The 17,585-nt window shown below is 64.7% G+C and carries 18 protein-coding genes; 7 read left to right on the top strand and 11 right to left on the bottom strand.

Going from position 1 to position 17,585, the window contains the following annotated elements; translation table 11 throughout:
- Nucleotides 1–96: 96 nt before the first annotated feature.
- Both P6U25_RS04650 and P6U25_RS04645 read left to right on the top strand, forming a co-directional pair.
- Nucleotides 97–1,383 carry an HlyD family secretion protein gene (locus tag P6U25_RS04650; RefSeq protein WP_407150296.1) on the top strand — a complete coding sequence of 429 codons (1,287 nt, stop codon included), beginning with the start codon at nt 97–99 and terminating at the stop codon, nt 1,381–1,383.
- Entirely contained in the window at nt 1,380–2,969 is a 1,590-nt protein-coding gene (locus tag P6U25_RS04645; RefSeq protein ID WP_407150295.1) for a DHA2 family efflux MFS transporter permease subunit, read from the top strand. Before P6U25_RS04650 ends, P6U25_RS04645 begins: the two co-directional genes overlap by 4 nt.
- 70 nt (nt 2,970–3,039) lie before the next feature.
- Here P6U25_RS04645 and P6U25_RS04640 read toward each other — a convergent pair whose 3' ends face one another.
- The 8 genes from P6U25_RS04640 to coxB all read right to left on the bottom strand — a co-directional run bounded on the left by P6U25_RS04640 (nt 3,040) and on the right by coxB (nt 9,703).
- On the bottom strand, nt 3,040–3,801 hold the full coding sequence (locus P6U25_RS04640) for an SURF1 family protein (RefSeq protein ID WP_407150294.1): 762 nt from the start codon (nt 3,799–3,801) through the stop codon (nt 3,040–3,042).
- Entirely contained in the window at nt 3,798–4,184 is a 387-nt protein-coding gene (locus P6U25_RS04635) for a DUF983 domain-containing protein (RefSeq protein ID WP_407150293.1), read from the bottom strand. The genes P6U25_RS04640 and P6U25_RS04635 overlap by 4 nt, the downstream gene beginning before the upstream one ends.
- Before the next feature lie 189 nt (nt 4,185–4,373).
- Nucleotides 4,374–5,270 (bottom strand): cytochrome c oxidase subunit 3, encoded by an 897-nt coding sequence (locus tag P6U25_RS04630; protein WP_407150292.1) that lies wholly within the window; start codon nt 5,268–5,270, stop codon nt 4,374–4,376.
- A gap of 58 nt (nt 5,271–5,328) precedes the next feature.
- Nucleotides 5,329–5,967: a cytochrome c oxidase assembly protein gene (locus P6U25_RS04625; RefSeq protein WP_407152416.1), complete on the bottom strand. Its 639-nt coding sequence runs from the start codon at nt 5,965–5,967 to the stop codon at nt 5,329–5,331.
- A gap of 5 nt (nt 5,968–5,972) precedes the next feature.
- Nucleotides 5,973–6,137 carry a CoxF protein gene (locus P6U25_RS04620; protein WP_066512975.1) on the bottom strand — a complete coding sequence of 55 codons (165 nt, stop codon included), beginning with the start codon at nt 6,135–6,137 and terminating at the stop codon, nt 5,973–5,975.
- A 28-nt stretch (nt 6,138–6,165) separates the two neighbouring features.
- The gene (locus P6U25_RS04615) at nt 6,166–7,104 is read right to left on the bottom strand and encodes a heme o synthase (RefSeq protein ID WP_407150291.1); all 939 of its coding nucleotides are present in this window, start codon (nt 7,102–7,104) and stop codon (nt 6,166–6,168) included.
- 61 nt (nt 7,105–7,165) lie between these two features.
- Nucleotides 7,166–8,782, bottom strand: coding sequence for a cytochrome c oxidase subunit I (ctaD, locus tag P6U25_RS04610; RefSeq protein ID WP_407150290.1), 1,617 nt, complete (start codon nt 8,780–8,782; stop codon nt 7,166–7,168).
- 81 nt (nt 8,783–8,863) lie between these two features.
- Entirely contained in the window at nt 8,864–9,703 is an 840-nt protein-coding gene (gene coxB / locus P6U25_RS04605) for a cytochrome c oxidase subunit II (RefSeq protein ID WP_407150289.1), read from the bottom strand.
- A 488-nt stretch (nt 9,704–10,191) separates the two neighbouring features.
- Here coxB and P6U25_RS04600 point away from each other — a divergent pair, with 488 nt between their 5' ends.
- From P6U25_RS04600 to P6U25_RS04585, 4 genes are all read left to right on the top strand, one after another.
- Nucleotides 10,192–10,728 (top strand): invasion associated locus B family protein, encoded by a 537-nt coding sequence (locus P6U25_RS04600; RefSeq protein ID WP_407150288.1) that lies wholly within the window; start codon nt 10,192–10,194, stop codon nt 10,726–10,728.
- A 232-nt stretch (nt 10,729–10,960) separates the two neighbouring features.
- Nucleotides 10,961–12,385 carry a metalloprotease TldD gene (gene tldD / locus P6U25_RS04595; protein WP_407150287.1) on the top strand — a complete coding sequence of 475 codons (1,425 nt, stop codon included), beginning with the start codon at nt 10,961–10,963 and terminating at the stop codon, nt 12,383–12,385.
- A complete protein-coding gene (gene lepB, locus P6U25_RS04590; protein WP_407150286.1) occupies nt 12,385–13,155 on the top strand; it encodes a signal peptidase I in 771 nt (256 codons plus the stop codon). Before tldD ends, lepB begins: the two co-directional genes overlap by 1 nt.
- A 219-nt stretch (nt 13,156–13,374) precedes the next feature.
- Complete coding sequence (locus P6U25_RS04585; protein WP_407150285.1) at nt 13,375–13,956, top strand: nucleotidyltransferase family protein; 582 nt, start codon at nt 13,375–13,377, stop codon at nt 13,954–13,956.
- A gap of 7 nt (nt 13,957–13,963) precedes the next feature.
- Here the strand turns inward: P6U25_RS04585 and P6U25_RS04580 are convergent, their stop codons facing one another.
- The 3 genes from P6U25_RS04580 to P6U25_RS04570 all read right to left on the bottom strand — a co-directional run bounded on the left by P6U25_RS04580 (nt 13,964) and on the right by P6U25_RS04570 (nt 16,650).
- A complete protein-coding gene (locus P6U25_RS04580) occupies nt 13,964–14,461 on the bottom strand; it encodes a PAN domain-containing protein (protein WP_407152415.1) in 498 nt (165 codons plus the stop codon).
- Between the two features lie 203 nt (nt 14,462–14,664).
- Entirely contained in the window at nt 14,665–16,035 is a 1,371-nt protein-coding gene (locus P6U25_RS04575) for a glutamate--cysteine ligase (RefSeq protein ID WP_407150284.1), read from the bottom strand.
- Between the two features lie 90 nt (nt 16,036–16,125).
- Complete coding sequence (locus tag P6U25_RS04570; protein WP_407150283.1) at nt 16,126–16,650, bottom strand: MarR family winged helix-turn-helix transcriptional regulator; 525 nt, start codon at nt 16,648–16,650, stop codon at nt 16,126–16,128.
- A gap of 129 nt (nt 16,651–16,779) precedes the next feature.
- Here P6U25_RS04570 and gstA point away from each other — a divergent pair, with 129 nt between their 5' ends.
- Nucleotides 16,780–17,397, top strand: coding sequence for a glutathione transferase GstA (gstA, locus tag P6U25_RS04565; RefSeq protein ID WP_407150282.1), 618 nt, complete (start codon nt 16,780–16,782; stop codon nt 17,395–17,397).
- Nucleotides 17,398–17,585: the final 188 nt, after the last annotated feature.

Genomic DNA, 17,585 nt, shown 5'->3' with positions numbered 1-17,585 from the left:
GCGAGACTATTTGCCGCACAGAAGGAAACGATATCGTTCCTTTATGCGAGGCTCTCGCAGATGTTCGCGGACCTCGCGCACAGCAGGAGCAGCGACATGTTCGAAGACAGTGTTTTGGAACGAGGCGCGGCAGGACTCGAGGGCGTTGCAAGCCCGCCTGCTGATGCGACCTCGCATGAGCCCAGCGTCAAATCCCACAAGCCGGAACCCGCCGCGCGTGCTCCGGCAGCGAAAGACCCTCCATCCGGCAAAGCGCCGCAGTCTGAGACGGCCACACCGCAGGCTCCTGCCAAGCCGCCCGGAACCAACTTCCTGCGCCGCCGCCCCGTGGTCTCCGCGATCGGCGCCGTGCTGGTCGCTGCCACGCTTGGCGGCGGCTATCTCTACATGGACTATTCAAGGCATTTCGAATCCACCGACGACGCCTTCATCGCGGCGCGGCAGTCTGCGATCGCGCCGAAAGTGTCCGGATACATCACCGCCGTTCCGGTGACCGATAACGAACACGTCGCCGCCGGCCAGGTGATCGCCCGTCTCGATGACCGCGACTACCGCGTCGCGCTTGCGCAGGCCGAAGGCCAGGTCGCGGCCGCGCGCGCCAGCATTGAGAACATCGACGCGCAACTCGACGTGCAGCAGGCACAGATCGGAGCCAACCAGGCACAAGTCGACCAGAGCCAGGCGGCGCTGGTATTCGCCCAGCAGCAGGCGGCGCGCTACCAGCACCTGGAGCAGACCGGCTACGGTACGGTTCAGAACTCCCAGCAGTACACCTCACAATTGCATCAGCAGCAGTCCGCACTGGTCAGCGCGAAGGCGACTCTCAACCTGGCGCAGCGGCAGGTCGAGGCGCTCAAGGCGCAACGCAAGAGCGCGGTCGCGAATCTCGCGCAGGCCGAGGCCCAACGCGACCAGGCCAAACTCAATCTGTCCTACACGACGGTGACGGCGGCCCAGCCGGGGCACATCGCCAACCTCTCGGCCGCCGTCGGCCAGTTCGCGCAGACCGGCACTAACCTCACGATGTTCGTGCCTGACGAGATCTGGGTCACCGCCAACTTCAAGGAGGTCCAGCTCGCCCGGATGCGGCCGGGACAGAAGGTGACGCTGAAGATCGACGCCTATCCGGGACGCACGATCGACGGCCATGTCGCGAGCGTGCAACCCGGATCCGGCACCGCGTTCTCGCTGCTGCCGGCCCAGAACGCCACCGGCAACTACGTCAAGATCGTGCAGCGCGTGCCGGTCAAGATCGTGATGGACAACCCGCCGACCGACGTCGCGCTCGGCCCGGGCATGTCCGTGGTCCCGACCGTGCGCATCGATCCCTCGCCGTCGCTGCTCGAGCGCCTTGGACAGCTAGGTGACCGGAGGCTGCCATGAGCGCCGCCGCGATCGATGCCAGAAGCGCCCCGGTGCCGAGCGCCACCCCCTGGCTGATCGCCATCGTGGTTGGGCTCGCGAGCTTCATGGAGGTGCTCGACACCACGATCGCCAATGTGGCGCTGCCCTATATCGCAGGCGGCATGGGGGTGAGCGAGGACGAAGCTTCCTGGGTCGTGACGACCTATCTGGTCTCCAACGCCATCATCCTGACCGCCTCCAGCTTTCTTGCGCGGATGCTGGGCCGCAAGACGTTCTTCCTGATCTGTCTCGGCATCTTCACCGTGAGCTCGATCCTGTGCGGGTTCGCGCCCAGCCTGAACGCGCTGTTGCTGTTCCGCATTCTGCAAGGCCTCGGCGGCGGCGGCATGGTGCCGGTCGCGCAGTCGATTCTCGCCGATGCGTTTCCGCCGGCGAAGCGCGGCCAGGCCTTCGCGGTGTTCGGCGTCGCCGTGGTGGTTGCACCGGTGGTCGGGCCGACCCTCGGTGGCTGGCTGTCGGACAATCTCTCCTGGCACTGGTGCTTCCTGATCAACGCCCCGGTCGGTGCCTTTGCGATCGCGCTGATCGCGGCGGTGCTGCATGAGCCTGCCGAGCAGGCCAAGGGCGCGCAGCAGCCAGACAACAGATTCGATTTCATCGGCTTCGCGCTGGTTGCGACCTTCCTCGGCGCGCTCGAAGTGGTGCTCGACCGCGGCCTGGAAGACGACTGGTTCGCCTCCTCCTTCATCGTCACGTCAGCAGTGATCTGCGCCACGGCGTTCGTGCTGATGATCCCGTGGGAGATGACCCGGCGCAATCCGATGATCGACCTGCGGATGGTGGCAACCCGCCAGTTCGGCGCCTGCTTCCTGGTGATGCTGGCGACCGGTGCCATCCTGCTCGCGACCACCCAGTTCCTGCCGCAGCTCGTGCAGCAGGATTTCGGCTACACCGCGACCTGGGCCGGCCTCGTGCTGTCGCCCGGCGGCGTGGTCACCATGCTGATGATGTTCGTGGTCGGCCGCCTCGCCGCCAAGGTGCAGCCGAAATATCTGATCGTCGTCGGGGCGTTGATCATCGCGATCTCGATGTATGGCATGACCAACGTGTATGGCGACCTCGGCTTCTGGTTCATGGCGCGCACGCGCATGCTGATCGGCGTCGGCCTGCCCTTGATCTTCGTGCCGATCATGACCGCGTCCTATGACGGCATTCCGCCTGACAAGACCGACCAGGCGTCCGCGCTGATCAACGCCGCGCGCAACACCGGCGGCTCGATCGGTGTTTCGATCGTGTCCAACGTGCTGGCGCATCGCGCCCAGTTCCACCAGAGCCGGCTGGTCGAGCAGGTGACGCCGTCAAGCCCGCAATATCAGGACACGCTGCATCAGGTCACCAACTTCTTCGTCGCTCAGGGCAGCTCGCTGGCGCATGCGCACGACCAGGCGATCCAGTGGATCGGCCAGCAGGTGCAGACCCAGGCGTCGTTCCTGTCCTACATGGACGCGTTCTGGGTGCTGATGCTGATCTCGCTCTCCGCCGTCCCGCTCGCGCTGACGCTGCGCAAGGTCAAGCTCGGCGGTGCGGTCAGCGTCGGGCACTGAGGATGGTCTGCGATAGCTGAACAGGCGGGTCGCCGCGCCAGGCAATGCGCTCGCCTCGTGCAACTTGCCGTCAGGCGCCCTTGCGCCGCTGGCCGCGCCACCACAGGCCAAAGGCGATGATGACGGCGGCCGCCAGCGAGAACCACGTGATGGCGTACTGCATGTGGTCGTCCTTGAGATGCACCTGCAGCGGACCTGGCTTCGGCGTGCCACTGTCCGGTACCGGCGCCTCGAGATCGATGTAGAACGGCGCCACCTCGCCCCAGCCGAGCGCCTGCGCCATCCCGCGATGATCGCGCGCAAACCACAGCCGCTTCGGCACCTCTGCCGCCGGCGTCAGCCGGCCTGGGCGCTCGGGAAACCGGATGTAACCGGTCAGGGTGACAGGCTGGCCGGTGACGAGACGGCCGACGACGCGGTCTTCGAAGGAACGATCCTGCATCGTGTTCTGCACGAAACCGGCATTGATCACGATCGTCTCGCCGCTCGGCAGCTTCGCCGGCAGGAACGCCCAGGTGCCGGGGCCGCTGATATCGGCGCGGACGGCGGAGCCGGAGCTGTAGACCATCGCATCCGGCAACTTCGTGTAGGTTGCCGTGAAGGTGACGCGACGGAATTCATCCTTGGCTGACGTCAATGTGGGCCACAGCGACGGCTGCGGCAACGCCTCCGGCGCCGCCGCCAGCCGGGAGTCGAGCTGCGCGATCAGGGCATGCTTCTCGACCCGGCGCTGCAATTGCCAGATGCCGAGACCGACAAAGACCACGATCAGGATCAGCGTGAAGATGCCGAAGCCGGCGGCGCCGGGCCGGCGCATAGCTGTGCTGCTCATGACGGGTCGCGGCGGATCAACTGGCCTTCGGCGGCCTTGTGGTGGAATTGCAGTGCAATCAGCAGCGACTTCATCGACCGCAACGGCAGGATCGTGGTGACGATGATCAGCGGCAGCCACAGCGCCGCGTGAACCCAGAACGGCGGCTGGTACTTCACCTCGACGATCAGCGCGGCCGCGACCACGATCGCACCCGCCAGCATGATGACGAAGATTGCCGGACCGTCGCCGGAATCGATGAAGGCGTAGTCGAGGCCGCAATTCTCGCAGCGCGGCGCGAGCGTGAGGAAACCCGAGTAGAGCTTGCCCTTGCCGCAGCGCGGACATTTGCAGCCGATGCCGCGCAAGGCGCTCTCGGTCACGGTGGGAGGTGTATCCGTCATCAGTTCTCTTCGATCATGATGCGATGACGAGCAAGCGCATCACGATCTCATCTCCTTGTTGGAGCACAGTCTCCGCGCACGCTCCGCGTTGTCGCGAGGAAAACCGGCCTCCAGTCTTCCGCATCATGCTCTTGAAAGCAAAGGGGCGGCCAGTGCGGCCGCCCCCTCTTTAGCACATCGGACCTGCGATTAGTGCGCACCGTGAGCCATGGTCTCGGCGCCGCGGCCCCAGACGTAGATGCAGATAAACAGGAACAGCCAGACCACGTCGACGAAGTGCCAGTACCAGGCGGCGAACTCGAAACCGAGGTGCTGCTTCGGGGTGAAATGTCCCTTATAGGCGCGGATCAGGCAGACCAGCAGGAAGATGGTGCCGACCAGCACGTGGAAGCCGTGGAACCCGGTCGCCATGAAGAAGGTCGCGCCATAGACGTTGCCGGCGAACGAGAACGTCGCGTGTGCATACTCATAGGCCTGCACGCAGGTGAAGCAGGCGCCGAGGATCACGGTCAGGATCAGGCCCTGCTTGAGGCCTTGGCGATCGTTCTCGAGCAGTGCGTGGTGCGCCCAGGTCACGGTCGTGCCCGAGGTCAGCAGCAGCAGCGTGTTGAGCAGCGGTAGATGCCAGGGATCGAAGGTCTCGATGCCCTTCGGCGGCCAGGTGCCGGGCACGTTGCAGGCGCCCATCGCCGTGCCGGGGCCGCAGCCGAACACCGCGTCGCGGGTGGCGTGCACCGCATCGGCCGGGAACAGCGCGGAGTTAAAGAACGCCCAGAACCAGGCGACGAAGAACATCACCTCGGAGGCGATGAACAGGATCATGCCGTAGCGGTGACTGATCTGCACCACGCGGGTGTGGTCGCCCTTGTACTGGGCTTCCTTGATCACGTCGCCCCACCAGCTCGCCATCGTGTAGAGCACGCCGACGGTGCCGACGCCGAACACGATCGGCGCCGCCGAGTACATGTGATGCATCCAGCCGATCGCGCCGAACGCCATGATGAAGGCCGAGATCGAGCCGACCACGGGCCACGGGCTCGGGTCGACGAGATGATAGTCGTGATGCTTGACTTGCGCCTCAGCCATTGCAGTCTCTCCATTCGCGTGCCGTCAGGCACGTATTCGTCTCAAATTCCAAAAACCGCTAACCGCCCTTGCGCTGCTCCGCCTCGCCCGCCGCAACGGGCTTCGGCGCCGGATCGCGCACGGGGAAGAACGTGTAGGACAGAGTGATCGATTTCAGCGTGTCGTTCTCGCTGTCTTTCGCCAGCGCCGGATCGACATAGAACACCACGGCCATCTCACGCTTTTCGCCGGGCGCCATGGTCTGCTCGGTGAAGCAGAAGCAGTTGATCTTCTGGAAGTAGGCGCCGACCGTCAGCGGCGCCACGTTGTAGGCGGCCTGTCCGGTGGTGGTCCGCGCCGACTGGTTGGTCACCGTGTAGTAGACGGTGACGACCTGGCCGATCTTGACGTCGATGTTGTTCTGCTCCGGCTCGAACTTCCAGGGCAGGCCCGGCGCGACGTTGGAGTCGAAGCTGACGGTGATGGTGCGGTCGAGCGGCGCGCTTGTCGGAGCCGAGGTCGCGACCTGGGTGGTGCCGTTGAAGCCGGTGGTGCGGCAGAACCAGTTGTAGAACGGCACCGCGGCGTAGGATGCGCCGACCATCAGCACCACGACCAACCCGCAGATCGAGGCGACCATCGCGTCGCGCGTCAGCATGCGCCGCGTGACCTTGGCGCTGTCGCCCTGCAGATCCGGGGTAACCGGCTGGTTCGCCATCTCGTTCACAGCGGCCGCACCAGCACGGCCGGCCCCTTGACGAGGGTGACGGCGAAGAACAGCAAAACGAGCACGCCGAGCGCGAGCGCCGTGGCGATCGAGCGCTGGCGGCGGCTCTTGAGCTGCGCCTCGGTGAGGACGATTCCTTCTGGTTCCTGCTTCTCGTCCATTTGGTACCCAAGCGCCCCCATCTCGCCCCTACCCGATGATGACAGGCGCGATCGCGCGGACGGCGACCTCGGCCAGGAGAACGGCGAACAGCGCGAACAGATAAAGGATGGAGAAGGCGAACAGCCGGCGCGTTGCGCGATTGGCCGCAACGCCCTCGCGGCGGCGATAGACTTCGATCGCGAGCCACAACATGCCGGCGCCCAACACCAGCGAAGTGACACCGTAGATCCAGTCGAAATAGCCGAGCGGCCACGGCGCCAGCGCAATCGCGACCAGCACAATGGTATAGAGCAGAATCTGCAGCCGCGTCACATCGGGACCGGCGACGACGGGCAGCATCGGGATGCCGGCGCGCGCATAGTCGTCGCTGCGAAATAGCGCCAGCGCCCAGAAATGCGGCGGCGTCCAGAAGAAGATGATCAGGAACAGGAGGACCGGCTCCACCGACAGCGAGCCGGTCGCCGCGGCCCACGCCACCACCGGCGGCAGCGCGCCGGCAGCGCCGCCTATCACGATGTTCTGCGCGGTCCAGCGCTTCAGCCACATCGTGTAGATCACGGCATAGAAGAAGATCGTGAAGGCGAGCAGCGCGCCCGCCACCCAGTTGACCAGGATGCCGAGCGTCATCACCGAGAAGAACGCGAGCGTGATGCCGAACGCCGCCGCCTCCGGCGGCGTGATGCGGCCGCGCGGGATCGGCCGGTTGGCGGTCCGCGTCATCAATGCGTCGACATCACCCTCATAGGCCATGTTGAGCGCGCCGGAAGCGCCGGCACCGACCGCGATGCAGAGGATCGAGGTGAACGCCAGCACCGGGTGGACGTGAACCGGCGCGATCATCAGCCCGACCAGCGCGGTGAAGATCACCAGCGACATCACGCGCGGCTTCAACAGCGCGATGTAGTCGCCCACTTCGGCCTCGGAGATCCGGGGCAACTCAATGGCGTTGTGATCGATAACCGACAAGATCTGGTCTCACTTCTCAAAAAGCGCGGCGCACTTTGACGGTGCGCCGCGCTGTCTCGGGTTACTGCACGCGCGGCAGCACTTCGAACTGGTGGAACGGCGGCGGCGAGGTCAGCGTCCACTCGAGCGTGGTCGCACCCGCGCCCCACGGATTGTTCGCGGCCTGCTCCTTGCGGACGAAGGCATCGATCACGCCGTAGATGAAGATCAGCACGCCGAAACCGGAGATGTAGGAGCCCCAGGAGGAGATCAGGTTCCAGCCGGCGAAGGCATCCGGATAGTCGACGTAACGGCGCGGCATGCCCGACAGACCGAGGAAGTGCTGCGGGAAGAACACCAGGTTCACGCCGATGAAGGTGACCCAGAAGTGCGCTTTCGCAATGGTCTCCGAGTACATGTAGCCGGTCATCTTCGGGAACCAGTAGTACCAGCCTGCGAAGATCGCGAACACGGCGCCGAGCGACAGCACGTAGTGGAAGTGCGCCACCACGTAGTAGGTGTCTTGCAGCACGCGGTCGACGCCGGCGTTGGCCAGCACGACGCCGGTGACGCCACCGACGGTGAACAGGAAGATGAAGCCGATCGCCCAGAGCATCGGCGCCTTGAACTCGATCGAGCCGCCCCACATCGTGGCGACCCAGGAGAAGATCTTCACGCCGGTCGGCACCGCGATCACCATCGTGGCGGCGACGAAATAGGCCTGCGTCGCCGACGACATGCCGACGGTGTACATGTGGTGCGCCCACACCACGAAGCCGATACCGCCGATCGCGACCATGGCGTAGGCCATGCCGAGATAGCCGAACACGGGCTTGCGCGAGAAGGTCGAGACGATCTGGCTGATCATGCCGAAGCCGGGCAGGATCAGGATGTACACTTCGGGGTGGCCGAAGAACCAGAACAGGTGCTGGAACAGCACCGGATCGCCGCCACCATCAGCCGCGAAGAAGGTGGTGCCGAAATTGCGGTCGGTCAGCAGCATGGTGATCGCACCGGCGAGCACCGGCAGCGACAACAGCAGCAGGAACACCGTCACCAGGATCGACCACACGAACAGCGGCATCTTGTGCAGGGTCATGCCCGGCGCGCGCATGTTGAAGATCGTGGTGATGAAGTTGATGGCACCGAGGATCGACGAGGCACCCGCCAGATGGAGCGACAGGATCGCGAAGTCGACCGCCGGCCCCGGATGACCCGAGGTCGAGAGCGGCGCGTACATGGTCCAGCCTGCGCCGACGCCGTTGGCGCCCGGCTCACCCTCGACGAAGGTCGAGATGATCAGCAGCGCGAACGAGGCCGGCAGCAGCCAGAACGAGATGTTGTTCATGCGCGGGAACGCCATGTCGGGCGCGCCGATCATCAGCGGCACCATCCAGTTGCCAAACCCGCCGATCATCGCCGGCATGACCATGAAGAAGATCATGATCAGGCCGTGCGACGTCACGAACACGTTGTAGGTATGCGTCTCGTGGAAGATCTGGACGCCCGGATACATCAGCTCCGCACGGATCGCGATCGACATCGCGCCGCCGATGATGCCCGCGATCACCGCAAAGATCAGGTACATCGTACCGATGTCCTTGTGGTTCGTGGAGTAGAGGTAGCGCCGCCATCCGGTCGGATGATGGGCGTGATCATCATGGGCGTGATCGTCGTGTGTCGCTGCGCCTGTAGCCATGTTCCAAATCCTGCCTTGCAGTCCCTCTTGGACCTTGCGGTCCCGTCGCCCTTATTCTTCCAATCGCCGAAAGCCGTCCGCTTACTGCGCCGCCTGACCAGCCGAGGCGTAGGTATTCGCCGGGTTGGCCGCAAACTTCTTCTTCGCGCCGTCAACCCAGGCTGCGAAGTCCTGGTCGCTGACAACCCGCACCGCGATCGGCATGAAGGCGTGGTCCTTGCCGCACAGCTCCGAGCACTGGCCGTAGAACATGCCGGTCTTGGTGGCCTTGAACCAGGTCTCGTTGAGTCGGCCGGGGATCGAGTCGATCTTGATGCCGAAGGCCGGCACCGCGAAGGAGTGGATCACGTCCGCGCCGGTGGTCTGGATCCGCACCACCTTGTTGACCGGGACGACCATCTCGTTGTCGACGCCGAGCAGCCGGGGCTGCTTCTCCTTGTCGAGCAGCGAATCGAATTCGAACTTGCCGTTATCCGGATAGGCGTAAGACCAGTACCACTGCTTGCCGGTCACCTTGACGGTGAGATCCGGCTTCGGCACGTCGAGCTCAAGAAACAGCAGGCGGAACGACGGCACGGCGATGCCGACCAGGATCAGGACCGGGATCAGCGTCCACGCCACCTCGATCAAGGTGTTGTGGGTGGTCCGGGAGGGGACCGGGTTGGCGCGCGCGTTGAACTTCATCACCACGATGACGAGCAGCGCCAGCACGAACAGCACGATCAGGGTGATCAGCACCAGGAGGAAATTGTGAAACCAGATGATGTTTTCCATCACCGGGGTCGCGCCCTCCTGGAGCGTGTGCTCCCACGGCGCCGGCTGTCCCATCTCGGCGAACGCCGATCCCGCGGCGATCGACGCCATGCCCGCTACCGCAAACCCCAGCAATTGTCGGCCAATCCGGCCAATCGACATCTTCATGCCGCTCGCGCTCCCTAGATATTTCCCCAACACACCCCCGGCACATGGCCGGGAATGCGGCACGATCCGCCCTGACAAACGGCCTACCGGACGTACCTGTCCTTGAGTCAAGGAGGGTACGGGAGCCAGATCGCTAGAACGCGTCGAAATCCAGCCTCTCAAACCATAATTCGCAGGCGCTCGCAATGCAGTAGTACGGCCGAACGCCATGCGCCTGCGACTAACCTGCCGACCTCGATTTTTCCCGCAAAATCAAGCGAAAGCCCTTGGACGAATTGTCCACGCTGCTTGACAGGGGGATTGCCGGATGTACCCACAGGCGGGTGCTCCGCAGGAACCTGATTCGCTGGTGGATGCCCCGATCCGGCGCGGAAATGGCTGCAAGATCGCCTTCAAGGCGCCGTCATTGCGATACAGTCGACGGGTGCGTGCGACCGGCGGCCGAACGGACGGCCGGGCCCGACCGAACATTCAAAGGATCGACCCGGATGGGCGCTTCGAACATTCAGCCAACAAGGCGAAAGACGCAGGCAGGTTGGCTGGGAGGCCTGCTGGCGGCCGCCCTGTGTCTGGGCCTGACCCAGGCGGCGAACGCGCAAGGGGCGGTGCGCTCGGTTCATGGCGACTGGCAGATCCGCTGCGACACTCCGCCGGGCGCGCAGGCCGAGCAATGCGCCCTGATCCAGAGCGTGGTGGCGGAGGACCGCTCCAATGCCGGCCTGACCGTGATCGTGTTGAAGACTGCGGACCAGAAGAGCCGCCTGATGCGGGTGGTTGCGCCGCTCGGCGTGCTGCTGCCTTCAGGCCTCGGGCTAAAGCTCGACAATCAGGATGTCGGCCGCGCCGGCTTCGTCCGCTGCCTGCCCAACGGCTGTGTGGCTGAGGTCGTGCTGGACGACAAGCTGCTGGGCCAGCTCAAGAACGCCAAGACCGCCACCTTCATCATCTTCGAGACACCGGAAGAGGGCATCGGCTTTCCGCTCAGCCTGAACGGACTGGCGGAAGGATATGACAAGTTGCCGTGATCGACCGCACTGCCGCGGCCTCTCCCGATTTGCAGCCATCAGCACTATCTTTGACGACGAGCGTCCGGGGCTTAACCCGGGACCGGCAGCCTGAGGTTTCCGGGATGTAAGATGAGTTTCAGGCTCATCTCTGCTTAGATCGCGCAGACGCTGGCTGCAGGTTCCCCTCGCGCCGGTATTTGGTTGCGCCCGAAGCAGGGATGGCAAGAATTCGCAGTTCGCTGGAGTGACCATGACCAATCCCGCCACGACCTCCCTGCTCGACCGTGCCAATCTCGACCGCGATACCGTCCGCCGCGAGGTGGCGCGGGGACTTGCGGGCGCCGATGACGGCGAGTTGTTCCTGGAATTCGGGCAGACCGAGGCGCTGGTGTTCGACAATGGCCGGCTCAAGCAGGCGACCTACGACACCTCGCAAGGATTCGGCTTGCGGGCGGTGAAGGACGACGCGGTCGGCTATGCGCATTCCTCCGACGTCTCGATCCCGGCGCTGATCCGCGCCGCGGATGCGGTCGCGGCGGTGCGCGGCGGCTACGCCGGAACGTTCGCCCCCGCGCCGGCCCACACCAACCTCAAGCTCTATGGCGACGAGAACCCGCTGGATGGGCCGGCATTCGAGGCCAAGGTCAAGCTGCTCGGCGAGATCGACGCCTATATCCGCGACAAGGATCCGCGGGTGCGGCAAGTCTCCGCCAGCCTCACCGCGACCTGGCAGGTGGTCGAGATCCTGCGGCCGGACGGCGAGAGCTATCGCGATATCCGCCCGCTGGTGCGCGTCAATATTTCCGTGGTCGCCGGCCAAGGCGACCGGCAGGAGAGCGGCAGCAAGGGCTATGGCGGCCGCGAGGGCTACGCGCGCTTCATCGAGACCAAGGCCTGGCGCGACGCTGCCGATGGCGCGCTGCGCGAGGCGCTGGTCAACCTCGAATCGGTGCCCGCCCCTGCCGGCGAGATGGACGTGGTGCTCGGGGCCGGCTGGCCCGGCGTGATGCTGCATGAAGCGGTCGGCCACGGGCTCGAAGGCGATTTCAATCGCAAGCAGACCTCCGCCTTTGCAGGATTGATGGGCCAGCAGGTCGCCGCCAAGGGCGTGACCGTGGTCGACGACGGCACGATGGCATCCAGGCGCGGCTCGCTCTCGATCGACGACGAGGGCACGCCGACCAACCGCACCGTGCTGATCGAGGACGGCATCCTGGTCGGTTACATGCAGGACCGCCAGAACGCACGGCTGATGGGCATGAAACCGACCGGCAACGGAAGGCGCCAGAGCTACGCCCATGTGCCGATGCCGCGCATGACCAACACCTATATGCTGGCCGGCGACCGCGACCCGGCCGAAATCATCGCATCGGTAAAGAACGGCATGTATGCCGCCAATTTCGGCGGCGGCCAGGTCGACATCACCTCGGGCAAATATGTGTTCCAGTGCACCGAGGCCTACAAAATCGAGAACGGCAAGCTCGGCGCGCCGCTGAAGGGCGCGATGCTGATCGGCAACGGACCGACCGATCTCCACAGGATCACGATGATCGGCAATGACCTTGCGCTCGACACCGGCATTGGCACCTGCGGCAAGAATGGTCAGGGCGTACCGGTCGGCGTCGGCCAGCCAACGCTGCGGATGGAACGGATTACGGTCGGAGGTACAGGCTAGTGAGCAGCGGAAACGAAACCGTGACGGCCAAGCCGTCGACTTGGCGCTCACAAGCCGCACAGTTGGCCGCGATCGTCGCCGTCGTGTTCCTCGCCAAGGGTGCGATCGCCGAGCCGTTCTACGTGCCGTCGGGATCGATGGAGCCGACGCTCCTGATCGGCGATGCGCTGGTCGCTTCGAAGTATCCTTACGGCTACGGCGCGGCCTCGCTGCCGATCCAGATCACGCTGCCGGAAACCGGCCGCCTGTTCGGCGAGACGCCAAAGCGCGGCGACGTCGTGGTGTTCCGCTGGCCGGGCGACCGCTCGCAGGCCTGGGTCAAGCGCGTGGTGGGGCTGCCCGGCGATCGCATCCAGATGCGGCAGGGCCAGCTCTTCATCAATGATCATCCGGCGGCGCTGAAGGCGGACGGCACCGGCTTTGCCGAGGACGACCGCGGCGGCGGCGAGGACGCGTATCGCTATGTCGAGACGCTGCCGAACGGCGTTAGCCACGCGATCTTCAAGATGCGCGACAACGGCCCGCTCGACAATACGACGGAGGTGACGGTGCCGCCGGGCAAGCTGTTCGTGCTCGGCGACAACCGGGACAACTCGGCCGACAGCCGCGTGCCGGTGCGCGACGGCGGCGTCGGCTTGCTGCCGATCGACAATCTGATCGGCCGCGCCGATGCGGTGGTCGGCTCCTGGGATATGGGCATGCGCAGCCAGCCGGTCTGGACCTGGCTCTCCGGCTTCCGCCTGGCACGCTTCTTCACATCGGTGCATTGACACGGACGCAGCCCGGACGGAGCGCAGCGAAATCCGCGGCCGTCCAGCCGCGGATCGTGTGCTCCCGGATTTCGCTTCGCGGCATCGGGCTACGTCTGACATATCGCGCGTGGCCAAAGCAGTAGGGTGAGCAAAGGAGCCAGCGACGCGCCCACCATCGCTTGCGGTGACCTGAATTAGCGGGCACGCTTCGCTTCGCCCACCCCTGCGCTTCTCTTCATGACCCAAGATCAATTCCTCGCCGCGGCGCTGAGCAATCCGGCCAATCGCATCATCGCCGACGAATTGTTCCGTCTCGCCCTGCCCGACGCATGGATCGTCTCCGGCTGCCTGGTCCAGACCGCGTGGAACGTGCAGACAAACCGGCCGGTCGACTACGGCATCAGCGATTACGACATCTTCTATTTCGACCTCGACACATCATGGGACGCCGAGGATGCCGTGATCCGCAACCTGCAAGCGCGTCTCGGTGAACTCGACGTCGTGATCGAGGCGCGCAATCAGGCGCGCGTGCATCTTTGGTACCCCGAAAAGAACGGCGTGCCCTATCCGCCGTTGTCGTGCTCGACCGACGGCATCGACCGCTTCCTCACAGCGACCACTCAGGTCGGCATCCGCCGTATCGCTGAGCGCTACGATGTCTATACCCCGAACGGCTTCGACGATATCGCCGGCATGATCGTACGGCCGAATCTCACAGCGAACTTCTCCGCGGCGAACTATGCGAAGAAGGCGGCGCGGTGGAAGGCGCTGTGGCCGGAGATCACAGTGCTGGAGGCCGGGCGAATTCCCGGAACGTAGGCCGGATTCAGCGCACCACGCCGGAAATGAATCCCGCCTTGCGGCGTGGCGGCTTGATCTCCTTCTTCAGGAAGCAGTGCGCATTGCGACCGGCATAGCCGGGCCGGGCATAGGTCCAGGCGCGGCACTTGTTGTCGGCGGTGCAGGCAGCCTGACAGGCTTCGGTGCCGTCGCTGCTCTTCAATTCAAGGCTCTTGTAGTCGCCACCCGACCGGTCGATCGAAGTCTCGATCGCGCCATTGCGCGGTTCGACCACGCCGGCGCCGCGGACGCCGGAGACGCAGCAGGTGTCCTGCACGCGCAGCGGCACCGTGCTCTTGAGCCAGCACACCGCGCCATTGTTGGCGTCGGTCGGATAGTTGAAGCTCCAGGCGCGGCAGCGGCGGTCGCGCTCACAGGCGAGTGCGCAATCGGCGGGGTCGCCCGACGCCACCGGCGAGCTCAGATAGTCGCCACCGGGCCGGTCGAAGTTGGTCTGCGCTGACGCGGGGCGCGCCACGGCCATTGCCGTCAAAACAGCGAACGTCACTACACACGCCCGAAAGAGGCGGTCTATCCCCATGAGATTGCTTTCAAATTCGCGCAGCCCCGCGACTTTCGCGGGCAGTCATTTGAGCGCCATGAACCTGTACGGCGGATGAACGACGCGGAACCGCGGGCCGGGATGGGGAGCCCGGCACTGTCTGGAATCGGATGAAGCCCAGATCGCTAGAACGCGTATTCCCGATACGCGGGTTCCACCGAGCCATTCCAGGGACCGTTGAACTTCTCCAGCATCTCTTCCGCGGGCGAGCGGCCGGCCTCAATGATCCGCTCCAGCGGTTCGAGGTAGCGGCTTTCATCGCGCCCGAGATGATCGATCCGGCCGCGCCGCCGCAACCCGGCATGCGACAGGATGAGGCACTCCTTGGCGATCTCGAACAGATATCGGTCCTTGATCCGCGCCTTGAAGCCGAACCGTGGCACGTCGTCGCGCAGCGCCTGCCGCTCCGGCGCGGTCCAGTGGCGGACGATGTCCCAGGCGGCGTCGAGACTGTCGTTGTCGTAGAGCAGCCCGACCCAGAACGCCGGCAGCGCCGGCAACCGGCCCCACGGCACGCCGTCGGCACCGCGCATCTCGAGATAACGTTTCAGCCGGACCTCGGGGAAGATCGTCGAGAGGTGATTGGCCCAGTCCGACAGCGTCGGACGCTGGCCGGGGAAGGCCGGATTCTTGCCGGCGAAGAAGTCGCGGAACGAGGAGCCGGAGACATCGATATATTCGTCACCGCGCTTGACGAAATACATCGGCACGTCGAGCGCGTAGTCGACATAGCGCTCGAAGCCCATGCCGTCCTCGAATGCGAACGGCAACATGCCGCTGCGCGCATTGTCGGTGTCGCGCCAGATCTCCGAGCGGAACGACAAAAAGCCGTTGGGCTTGCCTTCGGTGAACGGCGAGTTGGCGAACAGGGCGGTCGCGACCGGCTGCAGCGCCAGCGACACGCGCAGCTTCTTCACCATGTCGGCTTCGGAAGCGAAGTCGAGATTGGTCTGCACCGTGCAGGTCCGGTACATCATGTCGAGGCCGTACTTGCCGACCTTCGGCATGTAGTTGGTCATGATCTTGTAGCGGCCCTTCGGCATCACCGGAATCTGCGCCCGCGACCACGACGGCGTCATACCGAGCCCGAGGAAGCCGATGCCGAGCGGAGTTGCGATCTCGCGCACCTGCGCCAGATGCGCCATCAGCTCGGACTGCGTCTGATGCACGGTCTCCACCGGCGCGCCCGACAATTCGAATTGCCCGCCCGGCTCGAGCGAGATCGCGCCGCCGCCGGTGACGTCATAGAGGCCGATGATATTGCCGCGCTCCATGATCGGTTCCCAGCCGAGCAGGAGCTTCATGCCCTCGAGCAGCTCACCGATGCCCTTGGCACCCCCGTAAGGCACGGGGTGATGGCCCTCGAGCGTGAACGGCGTCTTCTCGTGCTCGGTGCCGATCCGGAATTCGGATTCGGGCTTCACGCCGGCTTCAAGCCACGCCACGAGTTCGTCGCGCGACTGCAGCGGCGTCATATCGATCTGGTCACGCGCCATACGAAATCCAACTCAAGGGCGCTTCGATCGAATGCGCGCGGTGGCAGGGACCGCAGGCCCGAAGGGCCGCGGTTGGTGGGATCAAGGATATCATCGGGCGACCACACCGTCTCGCGCAGGGGCCGCCCTGGTCTCGGTCTTGGTTTCGCTCTTGGTTTCGACCTTGGCGTCGCTGCAGGAGCAGCCCAGCCGGTCGAGCAGGCCGCACAGCCTGGCGGCCTCGGCATCGGACAATTTGGAGCCGACATGCTTGTCGATCGCGGCGGAATACGCGCTCCACATCCGCTTCTGCAGCTCGCGGCCCGCCTCGGTGATCTCGACGAACTGACCGCGCTTGTCGATCTTGCATTCGCGCCGCGCGGCGAGCCCTTCGTCGACCAGGCGGTCGATCAGGCGCGAGGTGGAATATTGCGGGATCAGCATCTGCCGCTCGAGCTCGACCGGGCGCAGCTCGCCGGACGGCGCACGCGACAGCTCGAGCAGCGCGTCGTACCAGGCCAGCGGCGGGAAGCCGGCCTTCTTCAGATCGTGCTCGACGCAATCGAGCACCCGGCTCGGCACCCGCATCAGGCGGATCCAGGCGGCAGTCGCCTCGCTCGATAGCTTGCGTTTCATGATCTAGCCCATAGGTCCCGGAACAAAGTCTACCGCACTAAATGCATCTGCATCAATCTTGACTATTCCATGCAGGTGCATGTAGGCAATCCCTCTCCCGCCGCCAAGAACAAGGGAAGGAAATTACCCATGAAGCTGTATTACTCCCCCGGCGCCTGCTCCCTCTCGCCCCACATCGCACTGCTCGAAGCCGGCCTGCCCTATGACCTGGTGAAGGTCGATTTGCGCGCCAAAAAACTCGAAAACGGTGACGATTTCCTGAAAGTGAACCCCAAGGGCCAGGTGCCCGCGCTGGCGCTGGACTCCGGCGAACTGGTCACCGAAGGACCGATCATCGTCCAGATGATCGCCGACAAGGTTTCCGACAAGAAGCTGGCGCCGGCGCGCGATTCCAACGAGCGCTACAAGCTGCTGGAATGGCTGAACTACATCACGACCGAGCTGCACAAGAACCTCGGCCCGATGTTCTCGCCCGTGCTCGCCGACGACGCCAAGGCGTTCTTCAAGGACCGCGCAACCGGCAAGTTCAAATATGTCGACAGCCAGCTCGCCGGCCGCGACTACCTGATGGGCAGCCAGTTCACGGTCGCTGACGGCTACCTCTTCACGATGATCATGTGGGCGACCGACCGGCTCGGCTTCGACCTCTCCGGCCTGCCCAACCTGATGGCCTACAAGGCGCGCATCGCGGCGCGTCCGAAGGTGCAGGAAGCGCTGAAGAAGGAAGGCCTGCTGAAGGCAGCGTGAGGCTTGCACTGCATGGCTGGCGAAGGGCCGGATCGTCGATCCGGCCCTTTCTATTTATAACGAGACGTCGTCCGTTCACCCCTGTCGTCCCTGCAAAAGCAGACGCGTAGCCCGGATGGAGCGGAGCGCAATCCGGGAGGCGGCCAACGGAAAAAGCCGTCCCGGATTACGCTTCGCTACATCCGGGC

The sequence above is a fragment of the Bradyrhizobium sp. ORS 86 genome, from assembly GCF_045571475.1.
Taxonomy (GTDB): Bacteria; Pseudomonadota; Alphaproteobacteria; order Rhizobiales; family Xanthobacteraceae; genus Bradyrhizobium.
The sequence above is the reverse complement of the archived record's forward strand: the minus strand, read 5'-3'. Positions and strand labels throughout refer to the sequence as shown.